We start from the raw sequence: 23201 nt of genomic DNA, 5'->3' as shown, positions 1-23201 counted from the left end.
ACGGATTAGCGCCCCGATGAGGTGTATTCCCCCTGGCCGATCCGCCTGGCATCTCGTCGAACCGCCTGCGGCGGAACGCCAAACCCTCGCATGAATACTTCGCGCATGTGGCGACGGTCTCGAAACCCCGTTTCCTTCGCCACGCGATCCAGGCTGTGACGACTTTGCTCGATCATCACGCGAGCGGCCTCCAGACGCAGGCTTTCAACAGCCTTGGCCGGTGACTGGCCTGTCTCGGCAGTAAATACCCGGGTGAATTGTCTTGGGCTCAAGTGCACGACGTCGGCAAGTTCCTCCACGCTGAGCGGGCGGTCCAGGTGCGTGCGCGCATACTCCAGCGCACTTTGAATACGGTCCGACTTTGGAGCAAGCGTAAGCAGTTCCGAATGCTGGGATTGCCCACCCGAACGCCGTTGATGCATGACCAGTTTGTGCGCCACCGACCTGGCCATGTCGGTGCCCAGATCCTTTTCCACCATGCCCAGCGCCATGTCCAGCGCGGCTGTCATTCCTGCCGACGTCCAGACGGGACCGTCGACGATGAAGATCCGGTCTTCCTCGACCTCGATTCTTGGATGCAGCTCACGGAGCTTGTTCGCATAGGCCCAGTGGGTGGTCGCCCTCCGATCGTCCAGAACCCCTGCCTGCGCCAGAACGAACGAGCCGGTGCACAGACCTGCTGTGCGTCGGGCTCCATCGACGAAGGCGCGCACGCTGGCCAACACTTCTTCATCTGGTGGATTCAACGGGGTCAGCGTACCGGTAATCATCCAGGTGTCGGCCAATCCCGGGGCGCCCAGAGGGAGCGTGTCGATGTACATACCCAACGAAGAACGCACGGTCCCACCACCGATCGAGAAGTTCTGGACCTTGTAGATCTCTTCCCCCGCAACGATGTTGGCGAACTCGAATACAGCCTGGGTTGCCAGGGACATCACCTGAAAACCCTCGGTAATCAGATAGCCGACGCGATGCATGACTGAACTCCTTTTTGAATGTCCTTAAACACTACCATATACGTCGTTTAAGACATCAGTCCCCTCCTTCATCATGGCTCCACACACAACCCACGGAGCTTGATCATGACGCAACAATACAAAGGCACTGCGCTCATCACCGGCGCGTCCACCGGCATCGGCTCGATTTACGCCGAACACCTTGCCCGCCGGGGTTACGACCTGGTGCTGGTGGCGCGCAACCGCGAACGTCTGAACGCACTGGCCAGCCGCCTGACCAGCGAAACCCGGCAGAACATCGAAGTGTTGCAGGCCGATCTTGGCCGCCCCGAGGACCTCGCCAAGGTAGAACGCAAGTTGCGTGAGGACGCCAGCATCACTTTGCTGGTCAACAACGCCGGCATCGGCACCCATACCGGCCTGCTGGAGAGTGATGTCGAGCGGATGGCCGAGATGATCACGCTGAACGTCACCGCTCTTACCCGCCTGACCTACGCCGCGATTCCAGGTTTTGTCGCCCGTGAACAAGGCGCCGTGATCAATATTTCCTCGATCGTCAGCCTGGCGCCGGAGCTGCTCAACGGCGTGTACGGCGGCAGTAAGGCCTACGTGACCGCGTTCACCCAGTCCCTGCATAAGGAACTCTCGGATAAAGGCATCCGGATCCAGGCTGTCCTGCCAGGCGCAACCGCGACGGACTTCTGGCAAATCGGTGGATTGCCTGTCGAGCATCTGGATCCGGGCATTGTGATGTCGGCCCAGGACCTGGTCGCCGGCGCTCTGCAGGATTTCGACAACGGCGTACTGATCTCCATCCCCTCGATGCACGACCTGCAAGGCTACGAGCGTTACGAAGCCAGCCGCCAGGCCTTGTTCTCCGAGCTCTCGAGCAACCGGCTCGCGCCGCGTTACAACCCCAACTGATCGCTATCAAAAGGATATGAATCATGAAACTCAGCGCTAACACGATCTTCATCACCGGCGGCACCTCCGGCATTGGCCGCGCTTTGGCCGAGGCATTTCACCAGCGCGGCAATCAGGTCATCATCGCGGGCCGTCGCCAGGCCCTGCTGGATGAGATCGCCCGGGCCAATCCCGGTATCGACACGGTCCAGCTGGACATCAATGACCCGCAGCAAATCAAGGATGTCGCCCAGGAAGTCATACGCCGCCACCCCTCGCTGAACGTGATCATCAATAACGCCGGGATCATGCCGTTCGATAATCCAGCCTCGGGTGATTACGACGACGAACAGGCGGTGAGTCTTTTGCAAACCAACCTGCTCGGCCCGGTGCGTGTCAGCGCCGCATTCGTCGAGCACCTCAAGCGTCAACCCGAAGCCTTCATCATCAACAACAGCTCCGTGCTGGCCTACCTGCCGCTGGCCGCGACAGCGTTGTACTCGGCGACGAAGGCGGCCATTCACTCCTACTCGCTGTCGCAACGCTTCACCCTGCGCGACACCCGCGTAAAAGTGCTGGAGATCGCGCCGCCATGGGTCGACACCGACCTGATTCACAAAAGCGGCGATGAGCGCGCCATGCCGCTCGACGAATTCATTCGGGAAACCCTGGGAAAACTCGAAACGGCGACCACGGAAGTGTTGGTGGATCGGGTCGTCCCGTTGCGAGCCAACCAAGGCATTAATGAGCACGCTCTGATCAATCAGTTCAACCAGGCACTGGAGGAGAACCCGATTCCGGTCGCCTGAGTTGAAGCCATCTGTCGTCAAGGCTGCCAGCCCTCCCTGATGGAGGGCTGGCAGTTTTGTATTTTCCGCAAAATGCGGAAAGTCTTCCTGCGATCTGCTTCTGTCTGGAGAAGGTCTTCGTGCATAGCCTGTCACTGCCTTCTAGCTCACTGATTTATCGCGACTCGTGCTGGAAGGCTCCTCACATCACTGGCGCTCAAGGACTTGAACATGAACAGATTATTTAAAATCGCAGGCCTGGCCCTTGCGGTATCCGTAAGCGGCCTGGCCGTAGCGCAAAGTGATACGGGCAAAGGCGCCGTCATCGAACGTGTTTACGCGTTCAACGGGGCCATGCCGACAGGCGTGACGGTAACCGAAACCGGCCGGATCTTCGTGAACTTCCCCCGGTGGGGTGATGACGTGCCCTACACCGTTGCGGAAATTTCCAACGGTCAGCTTGTGCCCTACCCTGATCTGAAAACCAATGTCGCGGATCCGCAGAACCCGGCCAAGGGATTCATCAGCGTGCAAAGTGTGGTTGCCGACGGCAAAGGCCGCGTCTGGGTGCTCGACACGGCCGCACCGAAGTTTTCCGCGCCTCATGCGGGCGGAGCCAAGCTGGTGGCGATCGACCTGACCTCCAACAAGATCACAAAAACGATTGTGTTCCCTGACGACGTCATCCTGCCGACCACCTATGTCAATGACGTGCGCTTTGACTTCCGTACAGGCAAGGAAGGGACCGCCTACATTACCGACTCTTCGGTCAGCGGCCCTGGCGGCATCATCGTGGTCGATCTGGCGAGTGGCCAGGCAAGCCGCAAACTGACTGGTGCCCAATCCACCTCGGCCGACCCGTCCTTTATCCCGAAGGTTGAAGGCAAGCCCGCACTGGTGACGCGCGATGCTCAAAGCAAAACCGGCCTGTTGACGGTGGCGTCTGACGGTATTGCCCTGTCCAGTGATGGCAAGACGCTTTACTTCTGCCCGTTATCGAGCAGGCATCTGTACGCCGTGCCGACTGCCCTGTTGCGTGATCCGGGTGTGAGCGATGCCGAACTGGAAAAAGCCGTCGTCGACCTCGGTGAAAAAGGTGCTTCCGACGGTCTTGAAGCCGATGCCGACGGTGCCGTGTACGCCGGTGACTACGAGCACAACGCGATTCGCAAACGCCTGCCGGACGGTCGCTGGCAGACGCTGGTCGAAGACTCACGAGTGCTTTGGCCCGATACGTTGTCGATCGGCCCGGACGGCTATTTGTATTTCACCGCCAACCAGCTGCATCGCTCGGCAGGTTTTAATGACGGACAGGACAAACGCGTCAAACCGTACAGCCTGATGCGCGTCAAGATCGGCGCCAGGCCTGCAGCGACGTACTAAAGAAACGTCAGAGCAATGAGGTGTGGCTCAAAGGCCTGAACCTGACGCGGCACCTGCAGCCTCGTCAGGTTCTCAATGAGCTACGTAACGTTCGAAGCGTTGCGCCAGGAAAGCCCTCAATGCCTGCACGGCAGGTGTGAGCGAGGTCCGATGGGGGCAGACGAGTTGGAGCGGTGCCGGCTGCCCGACGTCTGCCGGGAAAAGCTCCACCAGTCGACCGCTGCGCAAGTCATCCAGCACATCGATTTTCGACCTGTAGACGATTCCGAAACCGGCAACCGCCCAGCGCCGGACGATATCGGCATCATCACTGACCCGGTCGCCCGTCACCTGAACGGTCCTGACACCGTCCGCCGAATGAAAGCTCCAGCGTTCGTAGGTCTGCTCCCCCATCACAAACCGAAGGCAGTTATGGTTGCCCAATTCTTCAGGTGTGGCTGGCTGGCCGTGGCGGGCCAGATAGTCCGGCGAGGCGCAGACCGTTCTTCTGTTCGACGGCGCCAGGGCCAGAGAGACGAGGCTGGAATCGGCCAGCAAACCATAACGGATACTGGCATCCAGTTGTTCGCCGACCAGGTCGGCAATCTGATCGCTGACCCGTAACTGCAACAGCACCTTCGGATGCAGTTGCTGAAACTCGTCGAGCCATCGCAACAGCACGTTTCGGCCGATATCCGACGGTATCGACAAGCGAATCGTGCCGGCGATTTCATCGCGACCTTCACTCAGCGCGATCTCGCCATTTTCGAGCGCTTCGAGTGCCTGCCGGGCATGGGAAAGATAGCGTTCGCCATCGTCCGATAATCTCAAGCGCCGGGTCGAGCGAACGAACAACCGTGCTCCAAGACTGCCTTCAAGACGCTGAACCGCTCCGCTGGCCAAGGCTGGAGAAATGTCGAGCAATCGGGCGGCGGCGGAGAAACTGCCGGCCGCAGCCGTGGTGACGAATACCTGAAGGTCATCTACGCGGACTATTTTCTTCACGATCACGAAATTCTGTAGGGTGCGGACGAAGTTTTTCAGCGTAATGGGAAAAATGATCATTGCCCAGCCGTCGCTCAGGCGCCGGCGCTGTTAGCCATTAGTCTAATCAGCCCAGGCACCGGCGTGATCACTGCGCGAACCATGTCTGTCACAAATCCCACTTCCCCTGACAGAAAAGCGACTTTCAACCGCATTTCAATATCGCTTGCAGCCTTACAGGCGCAAACCGTCCCCCGATCCGACGCTTCGCTGAGCAGCAAACTACACTTCATGCTGATTTAGTGATTTAACTAGGTAGTTACCTAACTATATAATGCACGCCTCATTTCAACGGGACATTCAACGTGAAGCAGAGTCAACGCCTCTCGGGCATATCAACATTCATTCTGGTCGGGCTGGGCGTGATCATCGCCCTGCTCGGCCTGGCACTGGCCGCTGGCGGTGTGAAATTGGTCAGCCTGGGAGGCTCCTGGTACTTCCTGGTGGGTGGTCTGGTGATGGCCGTTTCCGGTCTGCTGATCGCGCGGCGCAAGCCTGCCGGTGCCTGGCTGTTCGCGGCGTTTCTGGTTGGGACCGCCATCTGGGCCGTGATCGACGCAGGGCTGGTGTTCTGGCCGGTGTTCTCCCGCCTGTTCATGTTCAGCGCGGTGGGTCTGGTGGTCGCGCTGGTCTATCCGCTGCTCAAACGCGCCAATGGTGACGTTGCAGGTCGCGGTGCTTACGGCGTTGCGGCTGTTCTGGTCGTTGGACTGGCCGTGGCTGCCGGCAACATGTTCGTCGCGCACCCGACCGTCGCCCCTACCGGCACCGGCCCGGGCCTCACCCCGGTCGAGCCGGAAAAGGCGCAGAAAGACTGGGCCCACTACGGCAATACCGAAGGCGGCAGCCGCTTCGCCGCGCTGGACCAGATCAACCGCAGCAACGTCGACAAGCTGAAAGTGGCGTGGACCTACCACACCGGCGACATCGCCGAGAGCGATGGCAACGGTGCCGAAGACCAGCTGACCCCACTGCAGATTGGCAACAAGGTGTTCATCTGCACCCCGCACAACAACCTGATTGCGCTGGATGCCGATACCGGTAAAGAGCTCTGGAAAAACGCGATCAACGCTCAATCCAAAGTCTGGCAGCGTTGCCGTGGCATGGCGTATTTCGACGCCAGCGCCGCCGTCGCCAAACCGGCCAGCGCGCCAGTGAGCGCTCCAATCGCCAACTGCACACGTCGCTTGCTCACCAACACCATCGACGCCCGCCTGATCGCGGTCGATGCCGACACCGGCGAGTTCTGCCGGGGTTTCGGCAACAACGGCCAAGTGGATCTGAAGGCCGGTCTGGGTGATGTGCCGGACAGCTACTATCAACTGTCCTCGGCGCCGCTGATGGCCGGCACCACCGTGGTGGTTGGCGGTCGCGTGGCCGACAACGTGCAAACCGACATGCCGGGCGGCGTGATCCGTGGTTTCGACGTCATGACCGGTGCCATGCGCTGGGCGTTCGACCCGGGCAACCCGCAGGATAAACAGGCACCGGCCGATGGCAAAACCTATGTTCGCAGCACGCCGAACAGCTGGGCCCCGATGTCCTACGACCCGGCGACCAACACCGTATTCCTGCCGATGGGCAGTTCGTCCACCGACATCTATGGTGTCGAGCGCAGCAAACTGGATCACACCTACGGTGCCTCCGTCTTGGCGCTGGACGCCAACAGCGGCGAAGAAAAGTGGGTATTCCAGACCGTGCACAACGACCTCTGGGACTTCGACCTGCCGATGCAGCCAAGCCTGATCGACTTCACCAAGGACGGTAAAACCGTACCGGCGGTGGTCATCGGCACCAAGGCCGGGCAGATTTACGTGCTCGACCGCGCCACTGGCAAACCGTTGACCGACGTAAAGGAAGTGCCGGTCAAGGCCGCCAATATCCCCAACGAGCCGTACTCGCCGACCCAGCCGAAATCCGTGGGCATGCCGCAAATCGGTGCCCAGCACTTGACTGAATCGGACATGTGGGGCGCCACCCCGTACGACCAGCTGCTGTGCCGGATCGATTTCAAGTCGATGCGTTACGACGGCTTGTACACCGCGCCGGGCACTGACAAATCCCTGAGTTTCCCGGGTTCGCTGGGCGGCATGAACTGGGGCAGCATTTCCACTGACCCGGTGCACGGTTTCATCTTCGTCAACGACATGCGTCTGGGCCTGTGGATTCAGATGATCCCGTCGCAGAACAAGGCTCAGGCCTCTTCCGGTGGCGAAGCGCTGAACACCGGCATGGGTGCCGTGCCGCTCAAGGGCACGCCTTACGCCGTGAACAAAAACCGCTTCCTGTCGGTCGCCGGCATTCCGTGCCAGGCCCCGCCGTTCGGTACGCTGACCGCCATCGACATGAAAACCCAGAAAGTCGCCTGGCAAGTGCCGGTCGGCACCGTTGAAGACACCGGTCCCTTGGGCATCCGCATGCACCTGCCGATCAAGATCGGTCTGCCAACCCTCGGCGGCACGCTGTCGACCCAGGGCGGCCTGATCTTCATCGCCGGCACCCAGGACTTCTACCTGCGCGCCTTCAACAGCGCCAATGGTGAAGAAATCTGGAAAGCGCGTCTGCCGGTCGGCAGTCAGGGTGGCCCGATGACCTATGTGTCGCCGAAAACCGGCAAGCAATACGTGGTCATCACCGCCGGTGGCGCTCGCCAGTCGACTGATCGCGGTGACTACGTGATGGCTTACGCCCTGCCGTAAACCGTCGCGTTCGCCTTCGTTTCACTTGTGCGCGGCACCTTCGGGTGCCGCGTTGTTTCATGTCCTTCGCTCTGGATTTGCGCAATGTCATTGGCTGTTCGCTTTTCTCACGCCGGGGTTTTCACCGGCATGCTGTTCGGTCTCACCTGCGGCGCTGCCCTGCCCGCCCTTGCCGATACCGATTCGAACGTATTTACCCGCAGCACCCTGACCGGCGACTGGGGCGGCCTGCGCCACCAGTTCGACGAAGACGGCATCAAGTTCACCGGTGATTACACCGGCGAAACCGCCTACAACGCCGACGGCGGCCTGCATCGCTCGGCGCGTTACTCGCAGAACATCAAGCTCGGTGCGCAGTTCGACCTGAGCAAACTGTACGGCGTCGATAACGCCGGCAAGATTCAGCTGACCATCAACGATCGACGCGGCAACAGTGCCTCCGAAGATCTGGTCGGCAACCGTCTGCCGATCCAGGAAAACTACGGCGGCCTCTACACCCGCCTGACCGAGCTGAGCTACGAGCGCAGCCTGTTCACCCCGGCACTGAACGTCAAACTCGGCTACATGGCCATGGGCAACGACCTCGGCGGCCTCGACAGCGGCATTCTCTGCAACTTCATGAACGCCGGTTTCTGCGGCCATCCGCTGAACATGTCCGGTGGCAGTGGCTGGACCAACTACCCCAACGCCCACCTGGGTGTGCGGGTGAAATACGACCTCTCCCCGGCCTGGCAACTGCGCGTGGCCGCGTTCAATGTCGATCCGGAAAGTAACGGCAATTCCAGCCGTGCCTGGCACTTGGGCCCGAAACACACCACCGGCACCGTGGTGCCGATCGAGCTGGTCTACAAGCAGGCCGGCAAACTGCCCGGCGAGTACAAGCTCGGGTATTACTACGACAGCTCCGACGTCAAACGCATCGGCAGTGACAAGGAAGTGTCCGGACGCGGCGGCCATTACGTCCTGATCGACCAGGCCGTGTGGGCTTCGGATGTCTCCGAAGGTCGCAGCCTGCACGCTTTCGGCCAATACTCGGCGGCCAGCGAAGCAGCTTCGCCGTTCAGCAAGTGGTACGGCACCGGTCTGGTTCTGTACAAGCCTTTCGAAGGCCGCCCGCGTGACACCGTGGCGCTGGGCTATGGCCGCGCAGTGCCGAACCCGCGCAGCCGCGATGTGCTGCAGGACACCGCCATGGCCAATGGCGCCGCGTTCCCCAATCTGGACAGCGCCGAGCAATTGATCGAGCTCGGTTACGGCTATCAGGCCACGCCTTGGCTGACGCTGCGCCCGAATGTGCAATACATCATTGAACCAGGCGCGTTCTCCGGCCAGGACATCGACAATGCGTTGGTGTTTGGATTGCAGGTGAAAGCCGCGCTCTGACACCATCATCTGCCGACCACAAAAAAAGCACCCGAAGGTGCTTTTTTTGTACGTGCCGCCAACCGAATCAACCCGCGAAGTTGGCCCGCGCTGCATGCAGTTTCTTGTAGCTCTCGATCAGGCGCAGATGCCGATCCAGCCCCTCCAGTTTCATGCTGGTCGGCGTCAAACCGTAGAAGCGCACGCTGCCATTGACCGAGCCGATCGCCGCGTCCATGCGCTCGTCGCCGAACATGCGGCGGAAGTTGGCTTCGTAGTCTTCCAGCTGCAGATCCTCGTCCAGCTCCATTTCCAGCACGACGTTGACCGCTTGATAGAACAAGCCGCGCTCGACGGTGTTGTCGTTGTATTGCAGGAAGGCTTCGACCAGATCCTTGGCCTGCTCGTACTTCTGCAAGGCGAGGTAGATCAGCAGGCGCAGTTCGAGAATGGTCAACTTGCCCCATGGCGTGTTGTCGTCGAACTCGATGCCGATCAGCGTGGTGATGTCGGTGTAATCGTCCAGCTCGCTGTGTTCCAGGCCTTTGACCAGGTTGCGCATGCCGACTTTGCTCAGGTTGTGCAGGTTGAGAATGTCCGCACGGAATTGCAGCGCTTTGTTGGTGTTGTCCCAGATCAGGTCTTCTACCGGATAGATCTCCGAATAGTCCGGCACCAGAATGCGGCACGCCTTGGCGCCGATGTGCTCGTAGACCGCCATGTAGACTTCCTTGCCCATGTCTTCGAGGATGCCGAACAGCGTTGCGGCCTCTTCGGCGTTGGAGTTTTCGCCATTGCCGGAGAAGTCCCACTCGACGAATTCGAAGTCGGCCTTGGCGCTGAAGAAGCGCCACGACACCACGCCGCTGGAATCGATGAAGTGCTCCACAAAGTTGTTCGGCTCGGTCACGGCCTGGCCCGAGAAGGTCGGCTGCGGCAGATCGTTGAGGCCTTCGAAGCTGCGGCCCTGCAGCAACTCGGTGAGGCTGCGCTCCAGCGCCACTTCGAAGCTCGGGTGCGCGCCGAACGAGGCGAAAACGCCACCGGTGCGGGGGTTCATCAGTGTCACGCACATCACCGGGAATTCACCGCCCAGCGACGCGTCCTTGACCAGCACCGGGAAACCCTGCTCTTCCAGCGCCTGGATCCCGGCGAGGATGCCCGGGTACTTCGCCAGCACCTCTTGCGGCACATCCGGCAGGGCCATTTCGCCTTCGAGGATTTCGCGTTTGACCGCCCGCTCGAAGATTTCCGACAGGCACTGCACCTGCGCTTCGGCCAGGGTGTTGCCGGCGCTCATGCCGTTGCTGAGAAACAGGTTCTCGATCAGGTTGGACGGGAAATACACCACTTCACCGTCGGACTGACGCACGAACGGCAGCGAGCAGATGCCGCGCTGGGTGTTGCCTGAGTTGGTGTCGAACAGGTGCGAGCCGCGCAGATCGCCGTCGCGGTTGTAAATGCCCAGGCAGTATTCGTCGAGGATTTCCGCAGGCAACTCATCCTTGGCACCCGGCTTGAACCAGCGCTCGTCCGGGTAATGCACGAACTCGGCATTGGCGATCTCTTCGCCCCAGAACTGATCGTTGTAGAAGAAGTTGCAGTTCAGCCGCTCGATGAACTCGCCCAGCGCCGAGGCCAGCGCGCCTTCTTTGGTCGCGCCCTTGCCGTTGGTAAAGCACATCGGCGACTGCGCATCGCGGATGTGCAGCGACCAGACGTTAGGCACGATGTTGCGCCACGATGCGATTTCGATCTTCATGCCCAGGTCGGCCAGAATCCCCGACATATTGGCGATGGTCTGTTCCAGCGGCAGGTCCTTGCCGGCAATGCAGGTGCCCGCGCCTGAGGTGGACGCCGGCATCAGCAGGGCCTGGGCATCGGCGTCGAGGTTCTCGACTTCCTCGATCACGAACTCCGGCCCGGCCTGCACCACCTTCTTCACCGTGCAACGGTCAATCGAGCGCAGGATGCCCTGGCGATCCTTCTCCGAGATGTCTGCCGGCAGCTCGACCTGGATCTTGAAGATCTGGTTGTAGCGGTTTTCCGGGTCGACAATGTTGTTCTGCGACAGACGAATGTTTTCGGTCGGGATATTGCGGGTGCTGCAGTACAACTTTACGAAGTAAGCCGCGCACAAGGCCGACGACGCCAGGAAATAGTCGAACGGACCCGGTGCAGAGCCATCGCCCTTGTAACGGATCGGTTGGTCGGCCACCACCGTGAAGTCATCGAACCTGGCTTCGAGTCGGAGGTTGTCGAGAAAATTGACCTTGATTTCCATGCGGGTTACCAGAATAGCGGGCTAAACAAATTGGCCGCCATTATCCGGCTTTTGAGCGTGAAGTCTTGTGCTTTTGCGCAACGGGGCCTGAGCGGTCAGACACCTTTGGCAAACTTCTGAACATCTCGAAGCTGAAGATGTTCTAGATTGAAGAAGTACCGGATCAAGGACGAGCAAATGGACATCTCCAGCCGTGCGACGTCGTTACCCACCCTGCAGGGCTCTGTCACCCGGCGCCTGGCCATTGCGGTGGGCGCGCTGTTCATTGTCGGGGTGATGGCGGCGACCGCTGCGTTGCTCGGCATTGCCACTCAACTGGATGAGGATGACGTCAATGACGTCCGGTTCTATTCGGCCCGGGCGCTGGAAAACCGCATCACGGCATCGAAGAACTACATCACCAGTTACGCCTACTGGACGACAGCGTATGAACGTTTGAGCGGTACGGTCGACACGAACTGGGCGTATACCGAGCAGAACATGGGCAAGACCCTGTTTACCAGCGACGGCTATGACGGCCTGTTCGTGCTGGATCGGGAACGCACCAAATACGCCGTCGTTCGCGGGCAAATGCTCGATGCGCAACTGCCCCAGTTCCTTCAGCTTTCGGCGAACAGTCTGGTGGAGCAAGTGCAGAGTCAGCCCGACCTGACCATGCCCGTCAGTACTTATTCATTGTTCGAAGACTGGCCGGCGCTGGTCACCGCGGCGGCGATCCTTCCCAACGATGAGCGCCCAGTGGGCGATCCCCAAAAGACCTCGGTACTGGTATTCGTCGACAAGCTGACGCCCACCAAGTTGCGCAAGATCGGCAGCGGGTACGGCCTGAACAATCTGACGCTGGCACCGGACGAGACCATCGATCCGGGCCAGCCTCGCGTCCCGCTGGACAGCACCGGATACAGCCTCGTTGCAGATCTGGAACGACCGGGCCAGCATCTGCTCTGGTCGTTGCTGCCAACGCTCGGCCCCGCTTTGCTCGTGCTGATGGCCCTGACGGTCTGGTTCTTTCGTCATGCGTTACGTTCCTCGCGCTACGTCGACGACAGTTTTGAAGCGATGCAGGCGTCGAATCAGGCACTGCTGGCGTCCAACCGCGCACTGGAAGCCAGCGAGGAGCGCTTTCGGGCGGTGGCCGAAGCGGCGTCCGACTGGATCTGGGAAGTGGATGAAGCGTTGTCCATCACCTATCTGTCGACCCGGTTCAGTGCGGTCACCGGTTATCCGCAGGCCCAGTGGATCGGGAAACACATCGGGCACTTGCTTGTCTGCGACACCACGCCGCTGGATCTGTGGCTGAGAAAACTGGATGAGGAGAGCAACGCCAGCGATCTGCGCTGCACCTACCGTGACCGGGAGGGGCAACAGCGCCACTGCCGCCTTTCGGCCCGGCCCATCGTGGAAAGTGCGACAGCGGTCGGCTATCGCGGCACGGCCAGTGACATCACCGATGAAGTCGCCGCCCATGCGCAGATCCAGCACCTGTCCTTGCATGACGCGCTGACGGGTCTGCCCAACCGCAACAAACTGTCGCGCTATCTGGATGACGCCCTGTTGCTCAAGGAGCACGCTCCGCCTTTATCGGTGCTGATGATTGACCTGGACAATTTCAAACCGATCAACGATTCCCTCGGGCACCCGGCCGGCGATGCGGTGTTGCAAGAGGTTGCCGGCCGTCTGCGCGAATGCACGCGCGACCACGATATCGTCGCCCGTCTGGGCGGTGACGAGTTCGTCGTTGTGCTCTGCGGCATGGACACGCATCAGGAAATCGACAGGTTCTGCACACGTCTGATCGGCAGTCTGCATCAGCCCATCCACTTCGAACAGCAACCGTTGCACATCGGCGCCAGTGTCGGAATCGCCCTGAGCCGGCGTCACGGGTACGTCGCCAGTGAGCTGATCCGTTGCGCGGACATTGCGCTGTACCAGGCCAAATCCGAAGGCAAGAACACCTGGTGCTATTTCGAAGCGCACATGAGCGACCAGATCCAGACCCGCCGGCAGATGGAGGACGACCTGCGCAGGGCCCTGAAGAACAACGAGTTCGTGCTGCACTATCAACCCCGATACAAGGTCGATGGCAAGGAAATCGTTTCGGTCGAGGCTCTGGTGCGCTGGCAGCATCCGGTAAAAGGGTTGCTCGGACCGGATTTATTCATTCCGCTGGCCGAACAGACCGACCTGATTGTTCCCCTGGGTCGCTGGGTCCTGCGTGAGGCTTGTGAAACGGCGCTTACGTGGCCGGCGGACATTCTCCTGTCGGTGAACCTGTCACCTGCGCAGTTTGCGATCAGCGATGTGGTCGAAGATGTACGTGAAGTGCTGGTCGGCACTCGCTTCCCGGCCAGCCGGCTGGAGCTGGAAATCACCGAGAACGTGATGCTCAACGACACGGACGGCGCGTTGACCACCATGAACGCGCTCAAGGAACTGGGCGTGCGGCTGAACATGGACGACTTCGGCACCGGTTATTCCTCCCTTGGCTACCTGCGTGCCTACCCGTTCGACGGCATCAAGATCGACAAACGCTTCATCGCGTCCATCAGCACCGGCGCCAATGATCGGGCGGTGGTGCAGGCCATCATCGGACTGGGTAAAGCGATGGGGCTGACCGTGACCGCCGAAGGCGTCGAAACCGAGGAACAACTGGACATCCTGGGCAAGGATCAATGCAACGAAGTCCAGGGTTATTACATGAGTCGCCCGATCGACAAGGCGGCCTTCGCCAGTCTTCTGCAGGCATCAAGAGCCGCCGCTGTCTATCCTTCCAGGCAACGAAAAGGCCGGGTGACCTGAGGACGCTGACTCAGCACATCCGCTCAATCGCAGCACGAATGTTTGCTTCAGTATCCGGCAACTTCCCTCACGGCCGGTCACTGACACATGAAAGGTTTCATGCAACCGCGTTTCGCCCTGGCACTGTTGTATTGCGCAATGGCCGACTCGGCATTTGCCAGCGGTTTTCTCGACGACGCCAAGACCGAGGTGCTCAGCCGCAACTTCTTTCTGAGCAACGATTACCGCTCGCCCTCGCCCGCTGGAAAAAACTACAAACAGGAATGGGCTCAAGGGTTAATCGGCACTTTCGCATCCGGTTTCACTGAAGGAACCGTCGGGGTTGGTCTCGATGCCCACGCCTTTTATGGGCTGAAACTCGATGGCGGCAAGGGGCACTCCGGCACGGGATTATTACCGGTGGACAGTGATGGCCGCAGCGAAAGCGAATATTCCAGCGCCGGTGGTGCGCTGAAGTTGAAGACTTCGAAAACCACCCTCGCCTTCGGTGAAATGACCGTGGAAACGCCGGTGTTCGACACCTCGGACAAACGCCTGCAACCGGAATACGCCACGGGGTTGCTGCTCGATAGCCACGAAATCGAAAACGCACGCGTTGTGGCCGGGCGCTTCACGGCGTTCAAGAACCAGGACAGCTCTTCCGGCAAAGGCGACTTCCAGGGCTATGGCGCCAGCACCCAAGGCGAAAGCATCAGTTTTGTCGGCACCGAGCTGTTCAGCGACAGCCCGGTGGGCGGCGCGCTGTATGCGTCCGATCTGAGCGACACCTGGCGCCAGTACTACGCCAACCTGCATTTCAAACAGTCCGGTCTGTTGCTTGACGCCAACGTCTACCACACCCGCGACACCGGGCAGGCATTAGCCGGCGACATCGACAACACGGCGTTCAGCCTATCGGGCAAATACACCTTCGGCGCCCACGCGGTGATGCTCGGCTGGCAACGCATCAATGGCGACACGCCGTTCGATTTCGTCGGCGGCGACTCGATCTACCTGGCCAACTCGATCAAATACGCCGACTTCAACGGCGCCCACGAGCGCTCCTGGCAAGCGCGCTACGACCTGGATCTTGGCGCCTTCGGCATTCCCGGGCTGAACTTCATAACCCGCTACGTCGCCGGCAGCCACATCGACGGCACCCACGCGCCCAAGGGCGGCGCCTATAACCTATTTGACGCGGACAGCGGGCAATACCAGCCACAGCAAGGGGACGGCGGCAAACATTGGGAGCGCGACATTGATCTGCGTTACATCGTCCAGTCCGGCGCGGCCAAGGATCTGTCGGTGCAGCTGTCCCACGTTTCGCACCGGGCCAACAGCGCTCAGGCGGGCGACGACATTGACCGGATCTACGTGGTGATCCAGTACCCACTGGGGTTTTGAGGGGAGAAATGGCGGAAGGCAGCCGGAGTCGAACCTGCCCGGGAACGGATGCCGTCCCCAACCGGGTTTGAAGCCCGGCCGCGCCACCGGGCGCGATTGCCTTCCTTGAACTCAGTCGGCGCCGGGGTTGGCCAGCGCACTGTCGGTGCGGATTTGCCGGCCTTCGCCGACGCGCCGGGTCAGGCCCAGCCGATCGAAGTATTCAAGGATCTGAATACTGCGCTTGCGTCCCAAGCCTAGCGCATCGCGGAAGGCCGTGACTTCGATCTGCGGATTTTCTTCGGCCAGGCGCAGCAGCACCGCCACCATTTGCCGCAGCGTGATGTCGGTGACAAACAGGTCGCGCACCACTTGATGCATCACGCCAAGGCGCGCCAGTTTGCGCAGCAGCAAACGCACGATCGCGTCTTCCAGACCGACGACTTTCGCCACGTCACGTACCCACGGCGGATCGAAACCAGCCTGTTCGAACAACGGCTGCAACGCCTGCCACAGGGCTTCGTCGTCGGCGCTCAGGCGCACCTGATGGTCGGGCAAATGCAGCCACGGGCCGCTGGCGACCAGCGAGCCGGCGCCGAGCAGTTCTTCCAGCAGGCTGATGAAGGTCGCGCGTTCGAGGCTCAAACCGCTGAAACGCCGCAGACGGTCGCGGTCCGGGCCCATCTGATCGGGCTCCAGCTCATGAAAGCGCGCCAGTTGCTCCAGCAGCCTGAACTTGAGCATGCCCCAGCGCTGCGCATTGAACAGCACCGGGCCCTGACGGGTTTCGATCAGGCGGACATTGTCCGGCAGCGTCCAGCCGTCACGCGGACGGTTGAACTGTCGCTCCAGGCGTTGCGGGTCGAGGCCGCTTGCGCTGTATTCCAGTAACGTCGGCAAGGCCTGTTCCAGCTCGGAGCTGATCGCCAGTGCCCGCAGTTGTGCCAGCCGTTCCGGGCTGCGCCGCTGGCGGGCCGGGGCGAAAGGATCAAGGACGCGCCCGCCGCCAAGGGTTCGCTGGGCGCTGGCATCACGCAGGATCAGCGGATCACCGTGGACGCCGTGCACCGGGACGTTCGTCAGCACTTGCGCAAACATGCGCTCGCCGGGCGCCAGGCTCGAACCCTCCAGCAAGGCGACCCGGGCGATCACGTCCTGCGTGCCGAGATGCAGGTGCACCGGCTGGAAATGCTCGAAAACCCGCTCGCCCGGCAACAACCGGAATTCGATATCCAGCCGCTGGGTCGGCGCGTGCAGCCATTCGGCGAGCAACCATTGGCCGCGATGGATCTGCCCGAGTTCCAGGCGATCCGCGCTGATGTTCAGGGCCACGCGCTGGCCGGCGAAGGCTTGTTCGGCAGTCTGATTCTGCGCGTGCAGACCTCTGACCCGCACGGTTTTGCCCGCCGGGCCGAGGCTGAGTTTGTCACCCACGGCGACCAAGCCCGAAAGCGCCGTCCCCGTCACCACAATACCGGCGCCGGCGACACTGAACGCCCGGTCGATGGCCAGGCGAAAACCGCCTTCGCGACTGCGCTCCTCTGCGTCTATCTCCAGCAACGCCTCGCGCAGCGCGTCGACGCCCTCGCCCGTCACGCTGGAAACCGTCAGCAACGGTGCTTCGGCATAGGGTCCGGTCGCCAGCAGGCTTTCGACTTGTCGGTGAACCTCTTCCACCCTGCCCGCCTCGACCCGATCACACTTGGTGATCGCCACCAGCGCCCGTGGAATGCCCAGCAGCTCGACAATCGCCAGATGCTCGCGGGTCTGCGGCATCACCCCGTCATCCGCCGCCACCACCAGCAACACCAGATCGATGCCCTGCGCGCCGGCCAGCATGTTGTGGGTGAATTTCTCGTGGCCCGGCACGTCGATGAAACCGGTCAGCCCGGCGCCGGGTGCCAGTTCGGCGTACAGATAACCGAGGTCGATGGTCATCCCGCGCTCGCGCTCCTGCGGGCGGCGGTCGCCGGTTTGCCCGGTCAGCGCTTCGAGCAGTGACGTCTTGCCGTGGTCGATGTGCCCTGCCGTGCCGACGATCACGTTTGCAACTGCCCGAGTTGTGCCTGCCACGCCGGTTCATCGTCGAGTTGCCGCAGATCCAGCCACAACGCGTCGTCATCGATGCGCCCGAGCACCGGGATCGGCAGGGCACGCAGCGCGGCTTCCAGATTCAGCAGGCAACGTCCGCGCAGGCGTTTCGATACCTGTGGGCGCAGGCACAGCGCTGCGCTTGGCAGGCGCGCCACCGGTTGGCTGCCACTTCCGATCATGCCCAACGCGGGCTCTGCCGTGACGTTCCACTCTTCGCCCAACACTTGAGACAAGGCCGGTTGCAGGCGTTCGGCCTGGGCCAGAATGTCAGCTTGCGGCCGGGTCAGCAGGCGCAGGCTCGGCAAGCGTTCGGCCAGACGATCCGGGTCGCGATAGAGTCCGAGCACCGCTTCCAGTGCCGCCAGCGTCAGTTTGTCGACCCGCAATGCGCGTTTCAGCGGGTTCTTCTTGATCTTCGCGATCAAGTCCTTGCGCCCGACAATCAACCCCGCCTGGGGCCCGCCAAGCAGTTTATCGCCGCTGAAAGTGACGATGTCAGCGCCATCGAGCAGCGCCTGACGCACCGTCGGTTCCGCCGGCAAGCCCCAGCGGGTCAGGTCCAGCAGACTGCCGCTGCCGAGGTCTTCGAGCAGCGGCAAGTCATTTCGATGGGCCAACGCCGCCAGTTCGGAGGTCGGCACCCGGGCGGTGAAGCCTTCGATGCTGTAGTTGCTCGCGTGCACGCGCATGATCAGGCCGCTGCGTGGGCCTATCGCCGCTTCGTAGTCGCGGGCATGGGTGCGGTTGGTGGTGCCGACCTCGTGCAGGCGCACGCCGGCGCGGCTCATGATGTCGGGGATGCGGAACGCGCCGCCGATCTCGATCAGCTCGCCCCGGGAAATGATGCCTTCCTTGCGCGCGCCGAGGCTGTTGAGCGTCAGCAGCACAGCGGCGGCATTGTTGTTGACCACGGTCACGGCTTCGGCGCCGGTCAGTTCGCGGATCAGGCCTTCGATCAGATCGTCGCGGTCACCGCGCTTGCCACTGGCCAGATCGAACTCCAGATTCAAGGGATAGCGCGCCGCCAGTTGCACCGCTTCAATGGCTTCTTCGGGCAACAAGGCCCGGCCGAGGTTGGTATGCAGCACCGTGCCTGTCAGGTTGAACACACGGCGCACCTGGCTGCGCTGCTTCAGGGCCAGGCGTTCAGAAACCCTTCCGGCCAGCGCTTCAGGGCTGATTTCTACGGCGGTCAGTTGCCCTGCCACCACGGCGTCGCGCAAGTCATCCAGTAACTGGCGAAACCCCGTCAACAGGGCCTCACGCCCGTAACGCTCGGCCAATGGCTGGCACGCGGGGTGGCGCAACAGGCTGTCAATCGACGGTAACCGCAGGGCAACACTCACGGACATCAGGCACTCCCGAAATCGAAATACGCCTGATGATGTTAGACCACCCTGCTGCTAGCGCAGCGCGGCCCGCTGAACCGGCACATAGGTTTGACTCAAGTCCGTCGCCCAGCCATCGAGGACGGCTTTCACGTTATCGGGCGTCATGACCTGTTTGTCGTTCTCCAGCGGCACGCCCTTGCCCTTGCGCACCACCTCGGCCACGACTTCCCCGGTCGAACCGTCCTCGAAGGACACTTCCGTGGCGATTTCACTGTCGCGGTCACGAATGCCGGTGGCGCTGCTCACCCCGGCCGCGACCAGCGTCACCGGCAGCCATTCATAAAAGCGCAGGCCCTGAGTGCTGGCGGAGACCTGGGTGATGGCCGGTTTGACGATCAGCGTGTCCGGGCCGGGCTTCGACGCCAGCGGCAGCACCTTGCCCAGTTCCAGCCTGAGGGCTGCGTCGTAGTAGTGGGTCACGCCCGACAAGGTGCTTTGGGGAATGCGCTGAGAAGGCTCGAACCGTGGATAGAACTGGCTCGGCGCCAGGTAAACCTGGCTATAACGGCCTCTCGCCAATGTCGGGCTGATCCAGCTCAATATTGTTTGCCCCGAAGCGGTCTGCCCTTCCTTGAGCACGCTGTAATCCCGTAGAAACCCGGCCTGCGGCTCCGCCGGAAGCTTCTTGCTGCTGCACGCCGACAGGCTGAGGGTGGCGGCAAACAACACGGCCAGTGAGCGATGGCTAGTCATCGATGGTGTTTCCTTGTTCAGGCGTGGACGTGGCTGTGCGGGGTGTTGTCGGAGCACTCGATGCGCAACTGGCCGTGGGTCATGATCCATTGGATGAATTCGGCGGTGGGAATCGAGTGGAGGTATTCGACCCAATGGGCCTCGGTCGGGCTGAACCGTTCGAAATAGCGGCGCAGGATCAACTGACTCTGATCGTTGGCCAGCCCCAGGCACGTCTCCTGGAACAGGATCGGCGTGTCCGGGCCCGGTGCGGTGGTGCGCTGGGTCAGGATCAACGGGCGCACGGCGCCATGGTCCCGGGTGATGTAGCCGCTGTTCATGTCCTTCATGTTGAGCCCCCTTGGTTGGAAGGCGTGCAGAGTGCCTGCGGATGTTTGCCCGACGATGTCCGGCTGATGTCCGCGCTGAAGGAATGTTGCAGGATTGAAATATATGACCGGCGCATCGAAATGGTTTTAGATGCGCTTCTTTTGGGTTCATGGATTGCGCAAACGTGAGCAGATTGCTGATCGTCGATGACGACGGGGAAATTCTGTCCTTGCTGAAGAAGTTCTTCGTTCAGCACGGCTATCAGGTCGATGTCGCCGCCCATGGCGAGGCCATGTGGGCGGCCATTGCGCAGGCGCGACCGGACACGATCATCCTCGACCTGATGCTGCCCGGCGAGGGTGGCCTGAGCCTGTGCCAGAAGGTCCGGGCGCAGATGGGCATCCCGATCATCATGCTCACGGCCATGGCCGAGCTGAGCGACCGCATTGTCGGCCTTGAACTGGGCGCCGACGACTACCTGACCAAACCCTTCGCCCCGCAGGAACTGCTGGCCCGGGTGCGCGCCCTGCAACGGCGGGTCGGTGAGAGCACGCCGTCCGGCGCCGAGCCTTCACGGCCGGTCATGGCCTTCGCCGGTTGGCATCTGGACATCACCTGCCGTGAACTGCGCTCGCCGGAGGGCGTGATGATTCCGATGTCCGCCGGCGAATTCGACCTGCTGCTGGTATTGCTCGAACATCCGCAACGCATCCTGACCCGCGAACAACTGATCGACCTGACCCACGGTCAGGGCCACGACGCCTATGACCGCAGCATCGACGTGCAGATCAGTCGGCTGCGACGCAAGATCGAACCGGACAGCAAACGTCCGGACCTGATCCGCACGGTGCGTAACGGCGGCTACATGTTCACTGCCAAGGTCAGCCGCTCATGATCGGCCGGATGCTGCGGCGCGACACCCTCAGCCGGCGGATTGCCCTGACAATCGTCGCGGCCATGCTCGCGTCGCTGCTGCTCAATGCGCTGTTCGTTCAGGTCGCGGGGATCTGGGCTCGGCCGCCGATCGAGCGCACCGGGCTGCTGGAACAGATTGCCGCCACCACCCGAGTGATCGAGGCAGCGCCGGCGACCTTGCGCCCGCAACTGGCCAGTGCCGCCAGCAGCCCGATACTTGAGGTGTTGTGGAAACCCCGTCGGGTCGACTTCGGTCTGCCGGGGGACGGCGAACAGGTCGAGGCCGGAAAAGTGCCGGCGCTGCGGCAGTTGCTCGGCGATGACCGGCAGATCGACGTGTTCAACCCCGACGACTGGCCCGCCGGCAGCCCTCGCGCGCATTACATGGCACTGGTGCGGCTGGCCGATGACAGCTGGCTGTCGTTCACGCCGCCGGAGCGCAGTTGGGGCTTGAGCCTGAACGTGCGGATTGCCGTGATCGTTGCCCTGGGGCTGGTCGCCACGCTGCTGGTCGCCTGGCTGGCCACACGACAACTGGCCCAGCCGTTACAGCGCTTTGCCCATGCGGCGCGGCGTTTCGGCGGGGACCTGAAAGCGCCGCCGATCCACCTCGAAGGCCCGCACGAGATCCGTCAGGCCATCGTCGCGTTCAATACGATGCAGGCGCAGATCCAGCATTTCATCGGCGAGCGCACCCACATGCTGGCGGCCATCTCCCACGACTTGCGCGCCCCGCTGACCCGAATGCGCCTGCGCAGCGAGTTCATGGAAGACCTTGACCATCAGGGCAAACTGATCCGCGACATCGAGGAAATGCAATCGATGATCAACGCCGCTCTGGCGTTCTTCCGGGAAGACACCCACCTGGAGCAATCCACCGCGTTCGATCTGTCGGAGTTGCTGCAAACCATCGTCGATGACTACCGCGATCAGCACCTCGACATCGGTTTCACCGGCCCGGCGCATGTGGTGTACGACGGCCGGCCGCTGGGTATCAAGCGGGTCATCGTCAATCTGCTGGATAACGCGGTGAAATACGGACAGCGACCCAGTGTGGCGCTGAGCTGCGATGACACGTCGATTCGCATCGAGGTCATTGACGAGGGGCCGGGAATTCCCGAGGACGCGCTGGAGCGGGTGTTCGATCCGTTCTTCCGTCTCGAGACCTCGCGCAACCGCGACACCGGCGGGGTCGGGCTCGGTCTTTCGGCGGCACGGGGAATCATTCGTGAACAGGGCGGCGAGCTGAGTCTGCGCAACCGTCGCAGTGGCGGCTTGCGCGCCCGGGTTGAATTGCCCCATCGCTGAGGCTTATTCGTCGCCGGGCGCCAGCAACAGATTAGGCGCCAGGCGCTGATAGCCGTCCTGAGCCAGGCGCATGTCGAGCAGCAGACTGCCCAGATCTGCCGACAGCGCCTCGCCCTCCCCGTCGTTTTCCAGATACAGCAACTTCAGGTAGCTGTTGCAGCCCGGACAGACTTCGGCGCGCAACGGCGCCTGATTGGCGGCGTGACGGTCATCCTCGAGGCTCAGGTATTCAAGCCCTTTGCTCTGCTCGCAATACACGCACTTGACCCGCACCACATGCCATTCGCAGGCGCACAGCGAACACACCAGATAACGCAGGCCGTTGTGTTTGCCGCGATGGCGGATCACCCCGGCCATGGCTGGCGAGCCACAAGCCGGGCACTGGCTGAGGCTGTCGCCGGGTGTCAGTTGCAGGTTCGGCGCACTGAGCAGCCAGTGACTCCACGCCGCTTGCAGCGCCGCCCCGAGAAACGGCACCAGCGCCGCCGGCACCAGCGAATACTGGCCGCTGACCAGCGCCACGGCCCACGCGCGTAACTGGCCGGGACTGGCGATGCGCAGCGTGGTCACGGCCTCGCCCACCGCCGGTTGCTCAGGGGCGACATAACGCTGGAGCAAGGCCTCGAGATACAGCTGCCAGGTGTCCTCGCGAATCAGGGTGTCGGCGGCGAACGGTGGCATGCCGTGTTGCCGGCAGATTTCCAGCCGCTGTTGATCAAGTGGCGCGGTCGAGGGTGGATCATCAAGGATCTGCTGCTGGACCCGGCACAAACCGGCAATCAAGCGCAGGTAGTCGGCCAGCGGATGACCTTCGGCCAAGCGCTCCAGACGCTGGGCCCGCAGCGTGAACAGGTTATGCGGCGGCAGGTGCAGAAACGGCGGCGAACTGGCCGCCGCTTCGATTTCTCCGGGTTCGAGGATGGTTGGCAACT

Annotated in this window: 17 protein-coding genes and 1 tRNA gene; 9 read left to right on the top strand and 9 right to left on the bottom strand. The window is 61.8% G+C overall.

From position 1 onward, the window contains the following. Positions 1-5: 5 nt before the first annotated feature. Complete coding sequence (locus ACM6JM_RS09475; protein ID WP_414881733.1) at positions 6-977, bottom strand: GlxA family transcriptional regulator; 972 nt, start codon at positions 975-977, stop codon at positions 6-8. A gap of 105 nt (positions 978-1082) precedes the next feature. Between ACM6JM_RS09475 and ACM6JM_RS09470 the strand changes: the two genes are divergently transcribed. The 3 genes from ACM6JM_RS09470 (at position 1083) to ACM6JM_RS09460 (ending at position 4030) form a co-directional block, all read left to right on the top strand. Next, positions 1083-1880 (top strand): SDR family NAD(P)-dependent oxidoreductase, encoded by a 798-nt coding sequence (locus tag ACM6JM_RS09470; RefSeq protein WP_414881732.1) that lies wholly within the window; start codon positions 1083-1085, stop codon positions 1878-1880. A 23-nt stretch (positions 1881-1903) separates the two neighbouring features. Continuing rightward, positions 1904-2668, top strand: a complete 765-nt coding sequence (locus ACM6JM_RS09465; RefSeq protein WP_414881731.1) for an SDR family oxidoreductase — start codon at positions 1904-1906, stop codon at positions 2666-2668. Positions 2669-2878: 210 nt separating this feature from the next. Further along, positions 2879-4030: an L-dopachrome tautomerase-related protein gene (locus ACM6JM_RS09460; RefSeq protein ID WP_414881911.1), complete on the top strand. Its 1152-nt coding sequence runs from the start codon at positions 2879-2881 to the stop codon at positions 4028-4030. A 72-nt stretch (positions 4031-4102) separates the two neighbouring features. On the opposite strand, the gene ACM6JM_RS09455 is transcribed toward ACM6JM_RS09460, so the two are convergent. After that, positions 4103-5074 carry a LysR substrate-binding domain-containing protein gene (locus ACM6JM_RS09455; protein WP_414881730.1) on the bottom strand — a complete coding sequence of 324 codons (972 nt, stop codon included), beginning with the start codon at positions 5072-5074 and terminating at the stop codon, positions 4103-4105. Between the two features lie 284 nt (positions 5075-5358). On the opposite strand from ACM6JM_RS09455, the gene ACM6JM_RS09450 reads away from it, so the two are divergent. Next, on the top strand, positions 5359-7752 hold the full coding sequence (locus ACM6JM_RS09450) for a glucose/quinate/shikimate family membrane-bound PQQ-dependent dehydrogenase (RefSeq protein WP_414881729.1): 2394 nt from the start codon (positions 5359-5361) through the stop codon (positions 7750-7752). Between the two features lie 84 nt (positions 7753-7836). Next, complete coding sequence (locus ACM6JM_RS09445) at positions 7837-9135, top strand: carbohydrate porin (protein ID WP_041475272.1); 1299 nt, start codon at positions 7837-7839, stop codon at positions 9133-9135. Positions 9136-9202: 67 nt separating this feature from the next. On the opposite strand, the gene ACM6JM_RS09440 is transcribed toward ACM6JM_RS09445, so the two are convergent. Then, entirely contained in the window at positions 9203-11398 is a 2196-nt protein-coding gene (locus tag ACM6JM_RS09440; RefSeq protein ID WP_414881728.1) for an OsmC domain/YcaO domain-containing protein, read from the bottom strand. 177 nt (positions 11399-11575) lie between these two features. Between ACM6JM_RS09440 and ACM6JM_RS09435 the strand changes: the two genes are divergently transcribed. Continuing rightward, a complete protein-coding gene (locus ACM6JM_RS09435; protein ID WP_414881727.1) occupies positions 11576-14197 on the top strand; it encodes an EAL domain-containing protein in 2622 nt (873 codons plus the stop codon). Between the two features lie 99 nt (positions 14198-14296). Next, positions 14297-15580, top strand: a complete 1284-nt coding sequence (locus ACM6JM_RS09430) for an OprD family porin (protein ID WP_414881726.1) — start codon at positions 14297-14299, stop codon at positions 15578-15580. A gap of 9 nt (positions 15581-15589) precedes the next feature. Here ACM6JM_RS09430 and ACM6JM_RS09425 read toward each other — a convergent pair. The 5 genes from ACM6JM_RS09425 to ACM6JM_RS09405 all read right to left on the bottom strand — a co-directional run bounded on the left by ACM6JM_RS09425 (position 15590) and on the right by ACM6JM_RS09405 (position 20066). Further along, a tRNA-Sec gene (locus ACM6JM_RS09425) sits at positions 15590-15685 on the bottom strand. Positions 15686-15691: 6 nt separating this feature from the next. Further along, the gene (selB, locus tag ACM6JM_RS09420; RefSeq protein ID WP_103385287.1) at positions 15692-17602 is read right to left on the bottom strand and encodes a selenocysteine-specific translation elongation factor; all 1911 of its coding nucleotides are present in this window, start codon (positions 17600-17602) and stop codon (positions 15692-15694) included. Next, positions 17599-19005: an L-seryl-tRNA(Sec) selenium transferase gene (gene selA, locus ACM6JM_RS09415; protein ID WP_414881725.1), complete on the bottom strand. Its 1407-nt coding sequence runs from the start codon at positions 19003-19005 to the stop codon at positions 17599-17601. Before selA ends, selB begins: the two co-directional genes overlap by 4 nt. Positions 19006-19056: 51 nt before the next feature. Beyond that, positions 19057-19737 carry a DUF3313 domain-containing protein gene (locus ACM6JM_RS09410; RefSeq protein ID WP_414881724.1) on the bottom strand — a complete coding sequence of 227 codons (681 nt, stop codon included), beginning with the start codon at positions 19735-19737 and terminating at the stop codon, positions 19057-19059. A gap of 17 nt (positions 19738-19754) precedes the next feature. Next, positions 19755-20066, bottom strand: a complete 312-nt coding sequence (locus tag ACM6JM_RS09405) for a hypothetical protein (protein ID WP_074690604.1) — start codon at positions 20064-20066, stop codon at positions 19755-19757. A gap of 149 nt (positions 20067-20215) precedes the next feature. Between ACM6JM_RS09405 and ACM6JM_RS09400 the strand changes: the two genes are divergently transcribed. Further along, positions 20216-20941: a response regulator gene (locus ACM6JM_RS09400; RefSeq protein ID WP_074690605.1), complete on the top strand. Its 726-nt coding sequence runs from the start codon at positions 20216-20218 to the stop codon at positions 20939-20941. Beyond that, complete coding sequence (locus tag ACM6JM_RS09395) at positions 20938-22269, top strand: ATP-binding protein (RefSeq protein ID WP_414881723.1); 1332 nt, start codon at positions 20938-20940, stop codon at positions 22267-22269. Before ACM6JM_RS09400 ends, ACM6JM_RS09395 begins: the two co-directional genes overlap by 4 nt. Positions 22270-22272: 3 nt before the next feature. On the opposite strand, the gene fdhE is transcribed toward ACM6JM_RS09395, so the two are convergent. Next, positions 22273-23199, bottom strand: coding sequence for a formate dehydrogenase accessory protein FdhE (gene fdhE / locus ACM6JM_RS09390; RefSeq protein WP_414881722.1), 927 nt, complete (start codon positions 23197-23199; stop codon positions 22273-22275). Between the last annotated feature and the right edge of the window lie 2 nt (positions 23200-23201).

It is taken from the genome of Pseudomonas sp. IT-P2 (assembly GCF_949767575.1).
GTDB classification, from domain to species: domain Bacteria; phylum Pseudomonadota; class Gammaproteobacteria; order Pseudomonadales; family Pseudomonadaceae; genus Aquipseudomonas; species Aquipseudomonas pharyngis.
This window is presented reverse-complemented; position numbering and strand designations above follow the sequence as displayed.